Origin of the sequence: Corynebacterium sp. HMSC073D01 (assembly GCF_001815555.1) — a bacterium.
Taxonomy (GTDB): Bacteria; Actinomycetota; Actinomycetes; order Mycobacteriales; family Mycobacteriaceae; genus Corynebacterium; species Corynebacterium glucuronolyticum.
Map to the genome: position 1 here is coordinate 1 of NZ_KV821036.1, position 18,023 is coordinate 18,023.

The 18,023-nt window shown below is 60.3% G+C and carries 6 protein-coding genes; all 6 read right to left on the bottom strand.

Going from position 1 to position 18,023, the window contains the following annotated elements:
• Nucleotides 1-3,513 (bottom strand): Rib/alpha-like domain-containing protein (locus HMPREF3044_RS05575; protein WP_141759644.1); only part of this gene is annotated, 3,513 nt, incomplete at its 3' end.
• A gap of 438 nt (nucleotides 3,514-3,951) precedes the next feature.
• On the bottom strand, nucleotides 3,952-5,502 hold the full coding sequence (locus HMPREF3044_RS05580) for an alkaline phosphatase D family protein (protein ID WP_070739837.1): 1,551 nt from the start codon (nucleotides 5,500-5,502) through the stop codon (nucleotides 3,952-3,954).
• Nucleotides 5,503-6,707: 1,205 nt separating this feature from the next.
• On the bottom strand, nucleotides 6,708-9,098 hold the full coding sequence (locus HMPREF3044_RS05585; protein ID WP_070739840.1) for a zinc-binding protein: 2,391 nt from the start codon (nucleotides 9,096-9,098) through the stop codon (nucleotides 6,708-6,710).
• A 10-nt stretch (nucleotides 9,099-9,108) separates the two neighbouring features.
• Nucleotides 9,109-12,918: a Rib/alpha-like domain-containing protein gene (locus tag HMPREF3044_RS05590; RefSeq protein ID WP_070739843.1), complete on the bottom strand. Its 3,810-nt coding sequence runs from the start codon at nucleotides 12,916-12,918 to the stop codon at nucleotides 9,109-9,111.
• Between the two features lie 151 nt (nucleotides 12,919-13,069).
• Nucleotides 13,070-14,695 carry an aminodeoxychorismate synthase component I gene (pabB, locus tag HMPREF3044_RS05595; RefSeq protein WP_070739847.1) on the bottom strand — a complete coding sequence of 542 codons (1,626 nt, stop codon included), beginning with the start codon at nucleotides 14,693-14,695 and terminating at the stop codon, nucleotides 13,070-13,072.
• 719 nt (nucleotides 14,696-15,414) lie between these two features.
• Nucleotides 15,415-17,670: an exo-alpha-sialidase gene (locus tag HMPREF3044_RS05600; protein ID WP_070739850.1), complete on the bottom strand. Its 2,256-nt coding sequence runs from the start codon at nucleotides 17,668-17,670 to the stop codon at nucleotides 15,415-15,417.
• Nucleotides 17,671-18,023: the final 353 nt, after the last annotated feature.

Below are 18,023 nucleotides of genomic sequence, written 5' to 3' on the forward strand. Positions count from 1 at the left end.
CTTGTCGGTCGCCGTGGTGCCATCAGGCAGCTCAACTACGACCTTAGCATTCGGCTCGGTTTTGCCCGTGATCTCAGTGTCGCCTTCAGTAACCGCGTTGACCTTCGGCTTTTCGGTGGTCTTCTCCACCGGCGTAACCGGCTTCGGCTTTGCCGTGAACTTCAGGTTGATCGTCTCGGAGGAACCATCCGGGTACTTAACCGTGACCGGGATTGTTGCATCCGTGTTCGTCTTGATGTCAGCCTTCGGGGTGACCGATACCTCACCGGTAGTCGGGTCGACCTCAACAGTCCAGCCCTCCGGGATTTTCGCCGTTTCGGGGATTTCGAAGGTGGTCTCCTTCGGCAGATCCTTGTCGGTCTTGACAGGTACCTTCTTCTTCGTACCGGCCTGGCCGGTAGCATCCTCGTAGCTCGGGCTGTAGGTTTCGGCGTCATTCGCTGTCACCTTTGCCTCAGCCGGATCGGACTGCTTCTTGTTCGGGGAGGTAGCAACAGCGGTGACCGTGTCGTCCTTCTTCAGCGTGACACCCTTGGGCACGTCAACGCTGTAGTTGCCATCCTTGTCAGCGGTTGCCTTAACCTTCTTGTTGCCAGGCAACGTGACCGTAACTTCGGCACCCTTTTCAGCCGTACCGGTGATCTTCTTCGCACCTGCAACAGGCGCGTTGACGGTAGGCTTCTCCGTCTTGGCAATTTCATCGGTGACCTCGACCTCGGCGTAGACGATCTGCTCGCCACCGTTGGCCTCCTTCACCATGACGGGCACGTAGTACGTGCCCTTCGGCGTCCCCTTCTTTTCCTTAGTATCCGCCGTCGGATTCAGCGTGAGAGAGCCATCCGAGTTCACGGTTACCCACGGGAACTGAGCCTTGTCGGCCTCGGTCATAGTGTAGGAAGCACCCTCGAGGGTCTTACCGTCGGCAGTGGGCACGTCTACCTTGGTTTCCTCACCCTGCGGAGCCGTGGTCTTCTTGTAAGCAAGACGCTTAGTCACAGGCTTGGCATCGTCCTTGACCGTGAAGGTTGCCGTGGTGGTTTCGGTCGTCCCATCTTTGTAGGTGACCTTCACCGGGAAGGTGTAGCTGCCGGGGGCAGTGCCCTCCTGCGGAGTCCAGGAAACCTCACCCGTGGTCTCATCCACGGTCCAGTCAGCATCGTCAATGCCCTCAACGCTGCCGGCCTTCTCGTACTTAGTTACGTTCTCAGCCCCAGCGGCCTTCTCGTTACCGGCCTCATCACGCGTGGTGATCTTCGGCTGGACCGATGCCTTCTCAGTGGGCTTTGCCTCGGTGTTCTTGTAAGAGACATCGAACTTGTCACGGTCTTCGGCAGTCGGCTCATCCGACGGGCGAGTGGTTTCATCACCGTAAACAAAACGGGCAATGATGTCGTCGTAAGAATTGTCAGCGTAGGTGACACGAACCTTGACATTCTGGACTTGACCCTTTTCAGCATTCCTCATGCGGATGCCGACTGGGATGTCGCTCTCCATGCGATCCTCATCAAGACCGGCAACTGCACGCAGGCTCTTCATTTCTTGGGTCGTGTCTTGTGAGGTTCGAGGGTCGGAAATGTGGGAACCGCCTCGAGGTCCACCGGCCCAACCAGCCTGATCCTTCACTAGCTTTGCTCCGGTTCCGAAGTAGCTCTCCCCTTCAATACCGGTGACCTTGACGCTCTTAATTTTTTCTTTCGGGATATCTGCGATGTTCGCGATACGTGCAATGTTTCGGATATTCGCGCAGCTCAGACCAGAATTATCGATCTCTTCCTGATTATCGGTGGAGGGACCGCAGTCAGTACCGATGTGAGTATCTTTGAAGCCACCATTTCCGTCCGGAATTAGCTGGATGTACGTGGTCTCGTACTTTGGGCTGAACTTAGCAGCATCAGAATCCGGGCCGTTCATGCTGACAGCGACGGAGTCAGCGGCAACCGGGGCACCGTTCACGTAGAGCGTTGCGGTGTAAGTGTCATTGCCGGACTTGGTAAGCGTTGCCTGATCCGGAACGGTCAGCGTAGCAGCCTCAAAGGGGTTGTTGATGTTGTAGCCAGCGGGGGCAACATCAATGCGGTCCTTGCCGTCAACCTGGACGACCTTGCCGTTCTTGTCGGTCCACTGGATGTAGGCTTCTTCGCCACCATTCAGGAGTGCCTGAATCTTCGGGGTGACCTTATTGCCTGCGTAGACAACGTCTTCATCGATCTGCAGATCGGTGTTCTCGGGGTCCGAAACGAGGCCGAAGTGCATGTTTGCCAAGCTGTGCCGAGCATCGCGCCAGAGCTGCGGAATGTTCATCGTGGCAGTCGGATCACCGAACATTGGTGCCGGGTAGGAGGAGTATGCAGGCTGAGTAACCCACTTACCATCGCGCTTTACCTGGACGAACTGGTAGAGGAACTCGTTGTCAAAGTCCTTCTTTTCAAAGCGTGCGAAGTAACGGCCCTTGTCATCGGTCTCCGCAGCAACGGTTTCTGCGATGAAACCGGGGTTGTTCTTCAGCAGCTCCTGCTGAGCCTTAATGCGCTCGCCGCGCGGGAGCTTCTCAAGCTTACGGAATTCTGCTACACCCTTATTAGTGAGAATGGAAGTGACGACGCGGGCTTCGCCCTTATCTGCCATGTTCTCAGCAGTGGACACAGGGAAGGTGATAGTGCCCTGCTCAGTCTTGCCAGTCTCCCACCACACACGGCCTGAAACGGAGCTACGGTCTGCAGAAGACCAGGTATCGCCGGGGTAGCCGGCCTCATCCACGCGGATGTCTGGCTTACCGTCCGCGTCCTTCTTCACCATGAGGTCAGAGGGCATTTCGTAGGCGAAGATGCCAGTGAAGGTAAAGGACTGCGGAATGTTCGGCCACCAGCCCGCGCCACCGTTGGATTCATTCATGAATCCGGGCTGCACACCCGGTGCCTGGCGAAGCGTGTACAGATCGCCGCCGGCAGGTCCCTTCTGGCCTGGGGCAATCCACAGGCGGATGCGAACAACGTACGGCTTGGCGTCAAACTCGTGCGTCACGCCGTTCTTATCCACGACCTTGGGGTAGTGGAACACGTACGAACCCGGGCCACCTGCAGTGCCGGGGATATCGGCGGTCTTAGCGCTATAGACAGGAGAAACCCAGCCGTCTTCATCCATCCACTGGCTGTATACCGTGTAGCCGTTCAGGCGCTCATTGCCCTGGCCGACCGTGGAGAAGTCACCGGTGGTGGAGGAGTAAAGACGACCGCCGACCATGCCACCGTGGGTAAGGCCACGCTTGCCTTTAACTAGCGCGTAGTTGCCAAGCTGGTCCATATTGGTGATTGCCTTTGAGGCAATACCATCAGCGGGGATCGGGGCACCTGCGGTTTCTGCGGGTTGTGGCGCGTCTGCTTCTGCAGCGCTTGCGACTGCAGGATTAATTGTTAGAACTGTGGCCGGCGCAACCTGTGCTACGAGAGACAGGGCCACCAGGCCGGCGGCGATGGAGATACCCTTGCGCCGCTTTCCGTAGGCTCGTTTAGCCATGTTAAATTCTTCCCTCCTTGGAGATTTATGTGAACGCGGCCCGTCAAAACCACGTTCGCGTCGCTAGATCTTCCGCGCCAGCTAAGGGCGGTCAATCCGTTGCAGTTGTCTGGTCCAACTAACACGACTGGGTACAAGTGTAACCCAGTTTATTTTCAGCCGCAATGTACCAATTTCATATTTTTACAGTTAATTTGAATATTTCTTTCTGGGGATGAATAGCCTCCATTAAGGTGTTTGCACTGTTACTCTGGCCTTTTATTGCAGGCTAAAGGAAAAGTGTGCATCCTTCCCAGGTGAGCTATGTCATACAGGTACCCGGGGGCAGCTTTCTCAAATAGGTCTAAATTTATTTGTCGGCGGGGGGAACTACCCCAAAGCGGAGGGAAAAATTCTCGCGCGAGTGCGGTAAGGGGCTGGCGGGGGGACGTCGACAAGCTAAACGGTGAGGACCGACCCGTCCCACGTGGCGACCGCCCCGCGCGTGAACGGGGAGCCCTTGGTCTCCACATCGGCGACCCGGAACCACTCCGCGCGGACATCCTCGCGGGTGACCGTGACCAGCATGTATCCGTGCGCATCCAACTCCACGTGGCGGACATGGGGGTTGACACTGCGGACGTAGGAGGCGAGGCCCCGGGACGTGGCGCTGCCGGCGGGCAGGCGCAGCTTATCGTCCACATTCGGCGCCGACACGGAGGTGCAGACGAACTCGGGGGCGATGGCTCCGGCTCCTTCGTCGCCGGAGCCGCTGGGATCGCCGTCGCCGGAGCCGCTTAAGCGGAGTTCGTTGGCCCATTCCGAGTGGATATCCCCTGTGAGGAACACACACCCGGGCGTGCGGGAGACAAGCTCCAGCAGACGCGCGCGCTCCGCCTGATAGCCATCCCACTGGTCGGGGTTCAGCGGGAGGCTCCCCATGCCGTGGCCGAGGTACTCCGTCAGCGGCGTGCCGAGGATCTGCAGCGGGGCCATCATCACCGAGTTGCCGATCAGCTTCCACTGCGCATCCGACGTGGTCAACTGGTGGGTGAGCCACTCGAACTGCTCGGACCCCAGCATCTGGCGGGTCGGGTCGGAGGACTTGAAGCGGGCGGGGGCGCTGCGATATGTGCGCAGGTCCAGCATGGAGACCTCGGCAAGATCGCCGAAGCGGAGGCTGCGATAGATATGGCCACCGGCGGACGGGCTCGTCGCCCGGATCGGCATCCACTCCAGGTACGCCTGCATCGCCGCGTCGCGACGCTGAAGATCCACGCCGGCCGCCCAGGAATCGTTCGCGCACTCGTGATCGTCCCAGGTCACCACCCACGGCACCGCCGCGTGCGCCGCCTGAAGCTCGGCGTCGCGGCGGTAGCGAGCGTAGCGGGTGCGGTAATCCTGCAGCGTCGTACACTCCCACGGCGGCTCGTGCGGTCGCGTGATGCCGCTCTTGCCCACGTACCTGCCGCTGGCGTACTCGTAGAAATAATCGCCAAGGTGGAGAGCCACATCGATCTCGTCGGCGCGGCGGGCGATTTCCGAGTAGGCACCGAAATAACCGCTCTCCATGTTCGCGCAGGATGTCACAGAGAAGACGGCGCGCTCCGCGTCAGTGGGAGCGGTCTTGGTGCGACCCGTGCGGGAGGTGTCCTCGCCTGCGCGGAACCGGTAGTAGTACACCGTGCCGGGCGTAAGCCCCGTGACATCGACGTGGACGGTGAAGTCGTGCTCCTCGCGGGCGAGCGCCTCGCCGTGGCGGACGATGGTGCGGAAATCCGGCGTGGTGGACACCTCCCAGGCGACTGTTGCCACCGCCTCGTCTGTGGTAAGCCGCGTCCAGATGATGACCGCCGTGGGCAGCGGATCGCCGGAGGCGACACCGTGCTGGAAGGCGCTGGACGTTTCGTCGTACTCCGAATACTGTGCACGGGCGACACCCATCGTTGCAGCTATCGCTGTTGTCGCCGCGGCTAAGAACGTCCTGCGCGTGATCCCCATGCCCCTCATTGTGGTTGCTCAACCGCGCGGTGGCTAGGGTGAAAGCGGTGTTTTCATGAAGAGTTCACGCGGGGTTTACTCGCGGAGCCGGTAAGCGGTGGGTAGCACTTCCTGGGCTCATGCCGCCTGGGCGGATTATGCCCTAAAGAAATTTGGGCACTAGTCGCACATGTGCGACCGACGACCTGGGGAAACACGCGGGGACGGCGTACGCCACGTAGTTGTGGACGTGTGGGGTTGGTTGGGAATTGTTTCGGGCGCGAGGTGGTGGGGTTCCCCGGGGCGGCACCCTCCAAGAGTCGGCCGGATGTGATTCTCGCTTTTTGGCGAACTGGGGCGAATACGCGAAGTAAAACACGGATTTTGCCTAAAAAATTTGGGTGCCCTTGTCACATTTGCTGCCGAGCTCTCCGGCGCCAGCAGATGGTCACTGCGATGCCTTCGTGGAGGTGTAAAACATCAGCCCTGAATGTATGACCACCGGAGGGGTTTGGCTTCGGCACCTCACAGGAAACATGAAGCTCGAAAAACCAGCCCCCGGCCGCGCGTGTCCGAAGCCGAGCCTCGTGGGTTGGGCATCCGGTGCGACCGAGGAACGGTGGATAGCGTGGTTCGATGGGGCTGACCAATCGCCCGGCGGGCCCGGCGCGCGGAGGAGCTATCGAGGGACTACAGGGCAACGCTATGGTTTAGCTTGCGTAGCCAGATTAGGTAGTCAGATTCGGCCATGGACCTCCACCTACGCAAGCACATACTTTCTGTACCTACTCGTCGCGGGAGCAGTTGCGACAATGAGCTCAGATTCAATGAGACGTCGCAGGATCGGTCGGAGCGTGTTTAATTTGATCCCTGTCTGCACCGAGATTTCCTTCGCGGATAAAGGCGCTGCATGCTCAAGAGTGGCAACTACCGCGTCGTCCTTGTCGCGCCCCCATCTTCGATCAGGTCTGTCAGTGTATCTCTTTTTACAGTGACAGGCGCGAAAATACAGAGATGGGTGCGAAAATACAGAGACGAGCGCCCGAAATACAGTGACAGGCGCGAAAATACAGAGACGAGCGCCCGCTGGCTCCGCTCGTCCACGAGATCATCCGGAATACGGCCACATTCGGGGTGCCTGGGCGAATTGTGCCCACAAATTTGGGCATAATTCGCACGTTCGCTACTTAGCGCTCCGTCGACTGCTTATGGCCACTGTTGGGTTGGCGTGGGCGCTAGAGCGCACCCTGCAGGAAGGCGGCGATAGCGGCTGCCAGCGTGCCGATACCGATGACACCGAAGACGATGCCGATGATCGCCTCTGTAGAGAGCCCCTCGTCCGTCGGCTCGGGAGTGGGCTCCGGAGTCGGCTTCTCGTAGGTCGGGACGGTGGACGGCCGGGTGCGCTGCGGGGAGGCAGTGATGCGGGTCGGCTCCGTCGAGGTCGGCGCGGTGCTGGTGGTCGGCTCCTCGCTCTTCGACTTCTCCACCGGGCGGACGGCCGTGTCGACGGTCTCCTCGTTGCGGAGCAGGCGCTCGGCATCCTTCTTCTTCTCGGCAGGCGCTTCCTTTACGGCCTTCTCCAGGTCCTTGCGGGTGAGGTCGAGGACGGGGAGGGTGGCGTTGGCGGTCTGGACGACCTCGCCGGACTGGTTGACAAGGTGCGCGGTGACGGCGAGGCCGTCGCCGCTGAGCTCGCTCGGGTCGATACGGAACTTCTTCACCGACGAGTTGGCGTCCTCGGCATCGGTTTCCACGGCGCCGACGGGGTACACCGGCTCCTTTTGGACGTGGTCACCGTACTCGAGGAGGACGGAGAAGGCGTGCAGGTCAGCGCCCTTGTTGCGGACCTGGACCTCGATGAAGTTATCGTTACGCGCCTTGACCAACTCGCTGGTGACGATGTCGATGGCACCGACACCCTTGTTGGCCTCGGCGGAGACGACCTCGAGATCGTGCATCGTCGCCTCGGTGTGGTGGTGCTCCTCCTCCGCCGGTGGCGGGGTCGGCTTCACGGGCGGGGTGGGAAGGAACATCGAATCGGTGACCGTGCCGATGGGGTAGTTACCGATGGTCAGGTGCCCCCACTCGGGTTCGACGGTGTACGCACCGGTGAAGCAGCCATTCAGCGGGCACGTGTACGGGACGGTGCTCACTGGATCGGAGTTGGTGGCGAGGTGATCCATGTAGTCGAAGAAGCTCCACTGGTACAGGTAGTTCATCACGCTGACGTGGTTCGGCACGTAGTTCTTGCCGTTGAGCGGGTTGTCCGGGTAGTACCTGCCGGCGTGGCCGAAGCCGAGGGTGTGGCCCATCTCGTGAAGGATCGTGTTGCGGACGTGGTCGGAGTTCATGCCCTCAAAGTTGCCGACAGCGAAGCTCGTGCCGGGCATCTGGCCGAGGCCACTGATGCGGACGGGGGTGCCGGTTGGTTCGCCCCAGAGGTAATCGACAAGGGTGCCGAGGCGGAAGACGGACTGGCGGGCGCCTTCGACAAGTTTCAGCTGGTCTTTCAGCTTGCCGTGGTCGCCGCCGCCGTCGTAGGTGCCGAAGTAGTACTTCTCGTAGTCCATCCGGGGGCCGCCGAAGCCGCCGGCCTCGCGGGGCATGCCGAGGACCATGTCGCCGGCATCGATGTGCAGGTTGATGCCATGATCGTCGAAAAGCTTAACGAGGTCCTCGAGCGCCTTCATCGTCGGGGCGTGGGAACGGGAGTCGAGGCCGGTGCAGTAGGAATAGTCGGTGACCTTGTCGACGTCCGCGCGCGGGCGACCGAAGGCGTCGAGGCAGCCCTGCGTTTCCATCTCCGATTTCATCCAGTTGAGCTGGAGGAAGATGTCCTTCTTGTGCGGGTCGGCGCCCCAGGCCTGCAGTGGGAGGGTTTGGCCGTTTTCGAGCGGCACGCCCATCGTCTCCCAGTCATCGGGGAGCCCGTCGCCGTCACTGTCCAGGGCCGATGGCGGGATGGTGAAGGTGAGCTTCACGGTCATCGTCATGCTTTGGTCGGGGTCGAGGCGGAGGAATTGCAAGGATCGGGCCAGGTCGTAGTAGTCAAGGCCAGGAGAAATGACGTAGGGATCTTTCCTCAGCACGATGTTGGGTTGGTTTTTCCAGTTAAAGACGTCCGAGAGAACGCGCTCCCCCGTCGCGCTAAACGACACGCGCGGGGCGTACTCGCCGCCGCTGAAGTCCACGCCGTCGGGTGTGTAATAGGCATCGCCGGAATTGTTGCCATATCCGATGCCGGTGTAGATGTCCGTCTGCATCTGCTTCGCGGTGTCGGCGGTATTCGTCACCGTCACCGTGTGCGTGTAGACATCATCGTCGAAGGCGCGGGTGTCCTCTACCTTGACGTTCTTATCCTCGTAGACGTTGACCAGCGGGTTTTCGCCGGCGGGGACGGAGAAGTTTTCTAGTTTCACTTCCTGCCCGTCGACACGGATCATCGGCAGGGATTGGATGCTCACGTCACCAGCAACCGTGCCGTCCTTGGTATACGAGAAGGAGGAGCGCTCGGGATCGGAGTTCTGCCGGAAGTCCACGGCACCGGCGCCCGACTCGACGGCGCAGGCGACGGCCAGGCTGAGCGCGGTGGCAACGGCGGTGAGTTTCTTTGCAATCTTCATTGTGTCTCTCCTACTTTCCGTTGATCCATGGTGCGTACGGTGCGATCATGTCTCTCACCTGCGGGGGCAGGATTGAGGGGTTGATGCCTACGGCGGCGACCCCGGCGGCGAGCAGCAGGAGCAGGCCGCCGACAACGCCGGTGACGATGCCGACGATGCCGCTTGTGGAGGACGAGCCGGTGTCGCCCAGTGAGCCGCCGGAATCGTCGCCGGCGACGGTGATGGTGACCGGGATGGATGTCGTCGACTTGTCGGGGTAGACGGCTTGGATGGTGGCCTTTGCCTTGGTTCCTGGGGCGGTGCCGTGAGGAGCCTGTGCTTGGATGGAGCCGTCGGCAAGCACCTGGATAGACCAGCCACGAGGCGCGTCGGTGACGGTGTAGGAGACCTGCTCCGTCGGGTTGCTGCGGGTGATGCCGGCCGCGCGGGTGGTGCCGGAGACGGCGGGGATCGTGTCGTCCTCGGCGAGGGTGCGGTGGCCGCCCGGGCTTAAGACCTGCACGTTTGCGGTGAGGGTCGTGCCCGTGCCGTCGGGGTAGGTGACCGTGACGGGGAAAGTGGCGATGGCCGGGAGGGCTGTTGCGTCGGCGGTCAGGGTGAGGGTGCCGTCCGCGGCGAGCGTCGCCTCCGTCAGCCCCGCGGGGAGCTGGCCGGGGAGGGTGAAGGTGGTGCCTCGGGGGAGCTTATCGACGCCGCTGAGTGGGGCCGTGACCTGCGTCCCGGCGCGGAGCTGCGTCTGCTCGTAGAACGGCTGCGGGGTGGCGGTGTCGACGGTGACCTCGGAGGTGAGCGTGTCCGTCGTGCCGTCGGGGTAGGTGACCAGCAGGTTTACGGTGGCCTCCGCGCCGACCGGGGCGGCGAACGGCGCGTAGACCGTGACCGTGCCCGAGGCCTGATCAACCGCAGCGATCCAGTCCGCTGGCATCTGCGAGGTGACGGTGAACGTCGTGTGCGCGGGGAGTTCCTTCGCGGTGACCGGGATTTTTACGCCGTTGCCTGCGGTGATCGTGGCCGTGGCGGGCAGCGCCGGCGCGTACGTGTCGCTCATCCGTTTGCCGATGATGCGGACGGTGAGGGTCGTGCGCTCGGGGGCGTGACCTGCACGGGTGACGGTGATGGGGACGGTGAGCGTCGTGGGCTGCGCGTCCTGGGTGGCAGCGACGGTGACCTGGCCTGTTGTTGGGTTGATGGTGATGCCCTGCGCTGCCGCCTCGGCATCCGCGCTGAGCTCGTACTTCGTGCCCGTGGCGGGGCGGCGCTCGACGGCCTGCGTGGCGGTGAGGTCCTCGAAGGGCTGGGCGCTCGTGGCGGTCTCGCCGGGGCGGACCCACACCTCCGGGTAGACGGTTCGGACCTTCGTGGCCAGCCATACGGCTGGGTCGGAGGGGTCGGCGTCCACGCTGTTGGGGTAGCCGTCGCCGTCGGAGTCGGGGTCGGCTTCGACGACTTGGATGGACGTCAGGACCACGTCAGAGGAACCATCTGGGTAGGTGACGATAACCTGAATCGTATATTCGCCAGGCGCAACGTCTGGGGCCGGGATCACAGTAATAGAACCATCCTCCGGATTTACCGCCGCCCAATTAGGGCTATACTCGCCCTTCTCAAACTTGGTACCCGCTGGCAGCCTACGACCATCCCGAGTGCTCGGAGCGGGAATAGTAGTCTGCTCGCCCTGCTCCACAACCGCACGATCGTCATACTTCGGATCAAATTCTCTCGACAGATCCTCCCTTACTGTGACGCGGACCGGAACCTCTTCGGAGGAACCATCTGGGTAGGTGACGATGACCGTTGCCATCATGTCACCCGGCCTGCTGGTGTCGACCGGATCCTTGAAGGACACCTTCGTACCCCGCGGCAGATCCTTCAGGTTAGCGATGGAATCCTCAGCCCTCGGAGTCTCACCGGTGTTTACCGTCTGATCTTTGGCCTGCGGATCGTAAATGTCGGCATTAGTCCTGTCCGAGTTGTTGTCATCTTTGCCCTGGGCGTGGCCGATTACCGGGATTTTATAGGTGGCCTTGCCGTACCTCAGATCCGGGTCTTCCACCATTAGTGTGATCGGGCCATCAACGTTAGTACCTGGGGTGACGCTAACCCTGCCGTCGGAGTCGACAGCGACCGGGATAGCATTGCCATCCTCGTCCTCGGCCGTAACCTTGGTGTCCTTATCCAGGTGGACAACCTTCAGGCCAGTGCCCTGAGCAGTATCGGTCGGCTCGACCTCCTTAGGCGCGCCCTCGACCTTGGTCTTGGGGGCGACAGCGACAGAGTCGGCGCCAACGATTGCACCGTTGTAGATGAGACGCGCGTTGTATGTATCGTCTTCTGTCACTTCTGGAACGGTCAGGGTTGCCTCTTCAAGCGGGTTAGCAAGGTTGTGACCACCGGATACCGGGATCTTCTCCTCACCCTTGGAGCCGTCGAGCTTGATCGGCTCGCCCTTGGAGTTGTACCACTGAACGTAGGCATCCTCGCCGGGGTTCGCGTACGTAGCGATCTTCGGTATAAGCCTGTCGCCCTCCTTACCGATCTCCGGATCAATCTGCAGCACGTTTTCCGTGGGCTGGTGAACAAGACCAAAGTGCATGTTCACCCAGTTGTGGCGGACAACCTGCCACAACTGCGGAATATTCATCAAGGCATTCGGCTTTCCGTACATCGGAACAATGTATGAAGAGTACGCAGGCTGTGTCACCCACTTACCACCGCGCTTGACCTGCACAAACTGGTACAGATACTTGTTGTCAAAGTCCTTCTTATTGAAACGAGCGAAGTATTCACCGTTCTCATCGGTCTCGGCCGCAACGGTCTCCGCAATGTACTCATGGTGTGCCTTCAGCAGCTCCTGCTGCTTCTTCAGACGCTCACTACGGGGAAGGTTATTAACCTCCGTGAAGGCTGCAACACCATCGTCGGTGAGAATAGACGTGATAACGCGAGCGTCGCCCTTCTTGGCGAAGTTCTCACCCGTGGAATTGGGGAAGCCAAAGTTGCCTATATCTCCCCTGCCGGTCTCCCACCAGACTTTACCGGTGACAGCACCCTTATCGCTTGCGTCCCAACCACTGGAAACACCCTTCGTGTCGACGTGGAAACGTGGGTCGCCCTCCTTGGCATACATCACATCAGACGGACCCTCATAGGTGAAGATACCGGTGAAGGTGAAGGACTGCGGAATGTTCGACCACATGCCGGCTCCGCCGTCAGCATTATTCATAAAGCCAGGCTGCACACCCGGTGCCTGGCGGATAGTGAAGAGCTCTCCACTGCCAGGACCTGTCTGGCCGGGGGCAATCCACATGCGGATACGCACGTCGTACGGCTTTGCGTTGAAGACGTGCTCCTTGCCGTTAGCATCGGTCCAGTTGGGGTAGTGGAACACGTAGGAGCCGGCTCCACCAGCGTTACCAGGAATATCATGCGTTTCAGCCTTGTAGACCGGGGAAACCGCACCGTCTTCATCCATCCACTGGGAGTACACGGTGTAGCCGGTCAGACGCTCATTGCCCTGACCGACAGTGGAGAAATCACCCGTTGTCGGGGCGTATAGACGGCCGCCAACCACGCCACCGTGGTTTTCGCCACGCTTGCTTCTAATCAGCGCGGTATCACCCACCTGATCCATATTGGTAATGGCACCCGAGGCGATGCCGTCGGCGTCGATGGCCTCGGCAGTTGGGTCGCTCGCCGGAATGGAAGGATACTCGTTAGAGGGGGCTGGGTTTTCTTGCGCCACCGAGACGCTCACCGATGTTGTCATCGGCGCAATGAGGGATAAGGCTACGAGGCCGGCGGCGATGCGTCGCTTAGTCATCGAGGATTGGTCCTTTCCTTGGGGCTGAGGCAAACCGTCAATTGCCTGCGCAAACGCCCAACAGCACAATGCTTCGCGACCGGTTTTCCTCAATGGGTGTTCACAGCTGGTCTTAATGTTAGCCCAGTTTCTTTCCAGGTGCTACACATAATTACTTGAGAATGGGGCGAGCCTTGACGAGAATCTCCTCCCACTCCTCCTCCGGATCCGACAGCCGGGTGATGGCGCCGCCCGTGCCGTAGGTGGCGACCCCTCCCTCGACGACGATGGTGCGGATGACGATAGAGAAATCCATCGTGCCCTCGGCAGTGATGTAGCCGATCGCGCCGGAGTAGACGCCGCGGGGGTGGTGCTCCTCGAGCTCGTCAAGGATCTCCATGGAGCGCTCCTTGGGGGCTCCCGTCATGGAGCCACCGGGGAAGGCGGCGCGGAGGGCGTCGACGGGCGTTTTGCCGGGGAGGAGCTCGGCGGTGATGGTGGAGACCATCTGGTGGACGGTGGCGAAGGACTCGATGCCGCACAGGACGGGGACCGTGACGCTGCCGGGGACGGCGACGCGGCCGAGGTCGTTGCGGAGGAGGTCGCAGATCATGAGGTTTTCGGCGCGGTCCTTGACGGAGGTGGCGAGGTCCCGGGCTAACTCTTTATCCTCCTTAGGCGAGCGACCACGGGGGCGGGTGCCCTTGATCGGTTTGGCCTCCAGGTGAGCGTCGACAAGCCGAAGGAAGCGCTCCGGTGAGGTGGAAAGGACCTCAGTGCCAGAAAGGCGCAGGTAGGCGGCGAAGGGGGCGGGGTGCTCGCGGCGGAGAGAGAGGTACACCGCGAGCGGATCGGCGGGGAAGGCGAAGGAAATGGAATTAGTAAGACACAGCTCGTAAGAATCACCGCGGGCAATGAACTCCTGGCAGGCTTTGATTTTGTCCAGGTACGCGGCGCGCCCGAAACGGAACGTGCGGGGCGTGCGCGGGACCGGCTCGCGGGGAACCGGGGCGGTGAGCTTTGGCTGCCACGGTGCGGTGCCAAGCGCCCAGGCGGCGCCCGTCGGGCTGACGACGATCGCGCGGGTGACCTCGATGAAACGCTCCTCCCCCTCGTAGGTGATCACACCCACCTGGCCTAAGGGGCTCGAGGACCGGATCGGCCCCACGGTATCGCCGGTGCACAGAAAACTCCACCCCGAACCATCTGAGGAATCCAGCCACGCCACATTCTCCTCATCCGCGAAACACGTGATGAACTCCTCGGGCGAACCGGAAACCGGCTGCACCCACAGATGCGGCGCCAGGAACTCGCGCATGAGCGCAAGCCCGCCGGACGAGGCAACGGACTCCGGATGGTACTGCACGCCGGAAATGGGGAGGCTGCGGTGGCGCGCGGCCATGAGCGTGCCATCCGCCGCCCACTCCGTCGCCTCGAGGGTTTCGGGGAGGTCCGTGATGGCGAGGGAATGATAGCGGGTGTGGCCCTCCGTGACCTCGCCGTGGCGGGGATGCTCAGCGCGGGTGAGGGTGGCGCCGAAGGCCATGCACATGCCCTGAAAACCCAGGCAAACGCCGAGGATGGGGGCGGGTGGATCACGGAAAATGCCCGGAAACCACGGGTACTCCTCCGGGCGGCCGGGACCAGGGGACACGATGATGCGGTCCGCATTATTAAGGTGCGCTTCGGTTACGTCCTCCGCCAGGACCACCTCCGGCATCACGCCGGCGGCCTGGAAGACCAGGTGGGCGAGGTTGTAGGTGAACGAATCGTGGTTATCTATGAGGAGCACGCGCACGGTGTTCGAGTTTAGCGGGGTTTGGGGGGTTGGGGTTTTTTGGGGTTTTTTGGGGTGGTTGCGTCCTGCGGGTTTGGGGTGGTTGCGTCCTGGGGGCGACAAAAGTTACCGTTTTGCATGGCAGCACGTTTGACCACCTGGGGTTTTAACACACTTGCAGCTGCAGACTGTTCATTTTTGTCTGGAGGTATGTGCACCCCGTATGCGGCTGCCCAAGTGACAGTTTTGGAAGCTATTTCGGTGGTTACGTGTGGGACTACTGCGGAGCGCTGGAAAAGGTAGACGTTTGTTCCTCGGCAGATGCGCCGGACTGTAATGATGGGTGAGCACCCCAGGGATATCCTTCTGCTTTTTGCCTGGGAGGCACGGGTGTGACTTGGTGCGTGGTGGTTTTTTGGCGGGGGCTGCTGGAGTGCGCGCAAACAAAATGGACCAGGATTTGAGACAGCAGATGCGACCACCTGGGGGGACCTTCGGCCCCGTAGAAAGGAGGCAAGATCCGTCTAGGTTTTGCCAGGGGCGGGTATCGCTATCGCGGGCCGTGGCGGTTTGTGGGTGTTTAGGTTGTAGCACGTAAGCACCTGGGGTATTAGATTTGCTCGGCGTATGTGAAATTCGGCCGGGTTTTGGAGGCGGGTAGGGCTCAGCATGGCTACTAAGGAATTGTTTTCCGGTTTTAAAAAGAAAAGTGCCCTCGCGGGGCACTTTTTAATGATTAACTACCTGTGGAGGAAGTTCAGCACTTGCTGGCAGAGGGCGAGCAAACCAGTCAATGCTCCGATGGTTCCGAGAACAATCGCTGCGATGTTGAGTGCATCGTCGCTCTTGGTTTCCTCAGTGACAAGTTCGGCCTTGTCACCGCTCACCTTGACCACGAGGGTATCCGCACCTGCGTGGACGCGGGTCTTCCCAGAGAATCCCACGAAACCGGCTTCCGGAATTCTTACAATGCCGTCGCCATCGACCGCGTGCCTCACGTGCACTTCACTCGAGTCCCCGGGGGCCAACGTAACCGAATCCACTGTTAAGGGCACATTGCCCTTATTGCGGATTGTGACGGGAATATCCACATAACCGTCAGAAACAGTGGGCTTCCCGTACCGGACATCGAGACCCGGCGTAGTGGCAGGAATGACAAATGTCGGCCCGTCAATCTTTACTACCTTGGCCTCCGCATTCGGCAGACCAATAGGCGTAATTTCCCAGGCCGTGGAGATATTCACCTCTCCCTTCTCCACATCATCGGCAGTGATCGTGTAGCGAGGAATGTCACACGTGTAGGACTTCCCCGGTGCGAGATTGCGGTAACGGCAGTTACCAGGTTCAGGTGGCAAGAAAGGTTTCATTCCCTCCCCTGCGATGGGAACGACATCAATCATCGCGTCGCCTGTGTTCTCCACGGTGAAGGACACGGGGATGGACTCCCCCTCACTGAGAGGCCCGACGTCAGGGACGGTGGGCGTGATGCTCACCTCCGGAACGTAGGTGCTGGGGGCATCATTTGTGAAAGTGATGTCCGCGCGCAGACGGTAGTCACCCGCGCGAATGACCAGTTCAGGCTGGATCTCCTCCTGGTAAACGTGCGCTGGCGCCGTCACGGGGACGCTCATGGTGCGACTCTCCCCCGGCGCGAGGGCATCGATGGTTACGGTCTCAGACTCCCACCCGTTTGGTAGCTTTTCGACGTTCACCTTCCCAGCAGGCAGCGTGGTCGAATCGTCATTCTTGACGGTGGCCTTCACTATTGTCTTATGCCCAGGAGTGACGGCTACGTCAGGAATTTCAAAGCCCGCGCAGAAAGACTTCAGCCATTCCTTGTTGAGCTTCTTGTAGTGGATAGCACCGTCGACACCTTCGAAGAGGACGCCGAAGTCACCATCACCAAGGTCAACCAGGTCAGAGTAGGCGTGGTAGCCCGTCCAATAGGAACGAACAACCGGCCACGTCTTGCCGTCATCACACGAGTAACGGATCGAGCCGTTCTCACGCTTTGTGGAGTTCGCGTTGGAGAAAAGCAGCTCCTTTTCGCCGATGGTGATGATGGAGGCGTTGTTACGCGGATCAAGGAGTGTTTCATCCAACTCAGGTTCCGACCACGTTTCGCCGCCATCATGGGAGTACGCCACCCACCTGGCGTTGTAGGTGTTGTGGGCACGGGAGTTCATCATCAAAGTACCGTCGGTAAGCTCGACAACCTTATTCTCATCCATGAGTGAGCCGACGGGAGTACCGTGAGTCCACGTCTTTCCGTGATCGTCAGAGTACGCTGACCAAGCGGAAACTCGTACCTGGCCTGAGGAGGGGCCTTCGATGCGACCAATCATCTGCTGGACGAGACGACCCTTGTGGGCACCCTGGGAGATCTGGATGCCGTGGCCGGAGGTAGCAAAATGCCCAAGGGCATTTTCAGGCTTCACATCCTTTGTGATGTAGCGAGTCTCCCACGTCTTGCCGTTGTCTTTGGACACATGAAGAGCGGAAGATTGAACCTTGCGGTCTTTATCATCTGCGCCTTTTCGCCCGTTCCAGAACCCGGCCTCCTTCGAGTACACGGAATGCACGAAAATGTCGCCAGTCTCTTTGTCGACGATAAGCGACGGATCGGAAAAACCGAATTTTTCACTTGCTGCACCGGGATGCCCCGCAGCAACAACTGTCACCTGTGACCAGGTTGCACCATCGTCCGTCGAGGTTTTCATGAGAATGGAATTCGGAGCTGGCGAATCGCCATGCTCCGGACGGCCATCGAAGACGGCTAAGAGAGTGCCGTCAGCCAGGCGCGCGATGCCGGGGATGCGATAGTTGGGCATAAAATCGTCGGGTTGAGCGACGACAACAGCATCGGGGGATGCAGCTACGGACTGTTCTGTGTCCTGCGCGCCTACGTCTTGGGCGGTGGCCGCAGGGACCAACCCAATTACAAGGACCAGCGTAGAGACACCTGCTACCAGCCGACGTTTGAACGTCACATCCATTTTGTTCCTTTCCATCAATGACTGCGAGTTCGACTACCTTGACCGTAACAAGTTCAGATGTCCGATGTCCTACTTTTCGTGTGTGATATTTACCTCTAGCGGCTGGTTTGGAATTCAGCCCACGGACGATGGTGAACTATCACACACAATCGTCAGAGGACTGTTGTGGGAGTGTTTTCATCGGCCCTGGGGAGGCTATCTCCACAAGTCGGCCGGATTTAGTTTTCACCCTCAGGCGAACTGGGGAAATGCAGAGGCCTAGGTGAAATCCGGCCGAGTTTTGGAGATGGGATGCGGCATAGGTGCTAGGGAATTGTTTTGGGTGCGGGGGTGGTGGGGTTCCCGGGACGGCG

Excerpts from the sequence above, each read along its gene's own strand:
- HMPREF3044_RS05600 (WP_070739850.1), bottom strand. The coding sequence starts at position 17,670 with ATGGATGTGACGTTCAAACGTCGGCTGGTAGCAGGTGTCTCTACGCTG.
- HMPREF3044_RS05580 (WP_070739837.1), bottom strand. The coding sequence starts at position 5,502 with ATGAGGGGCATGGGGATCACGCGCAGGACGTTCTTAGCCGCGGCGACA.
- HMPREF3044_RS05585 (WP_070739840.1), bottom strand. The coding sequence starts at position 9,098 with ATGAAGATTGCAAAGAAACTCACCGCCGTTGCCACCGCGCTCAGCCTG.
- HMPREF3044_RS05590 (WP_070739843.1), bottom strand. The coding sequence starts at position 12,918 with ATGACTAAGCGACGCATCGCCGCCGGCCTCGTAGCCTTATCCCTCATT.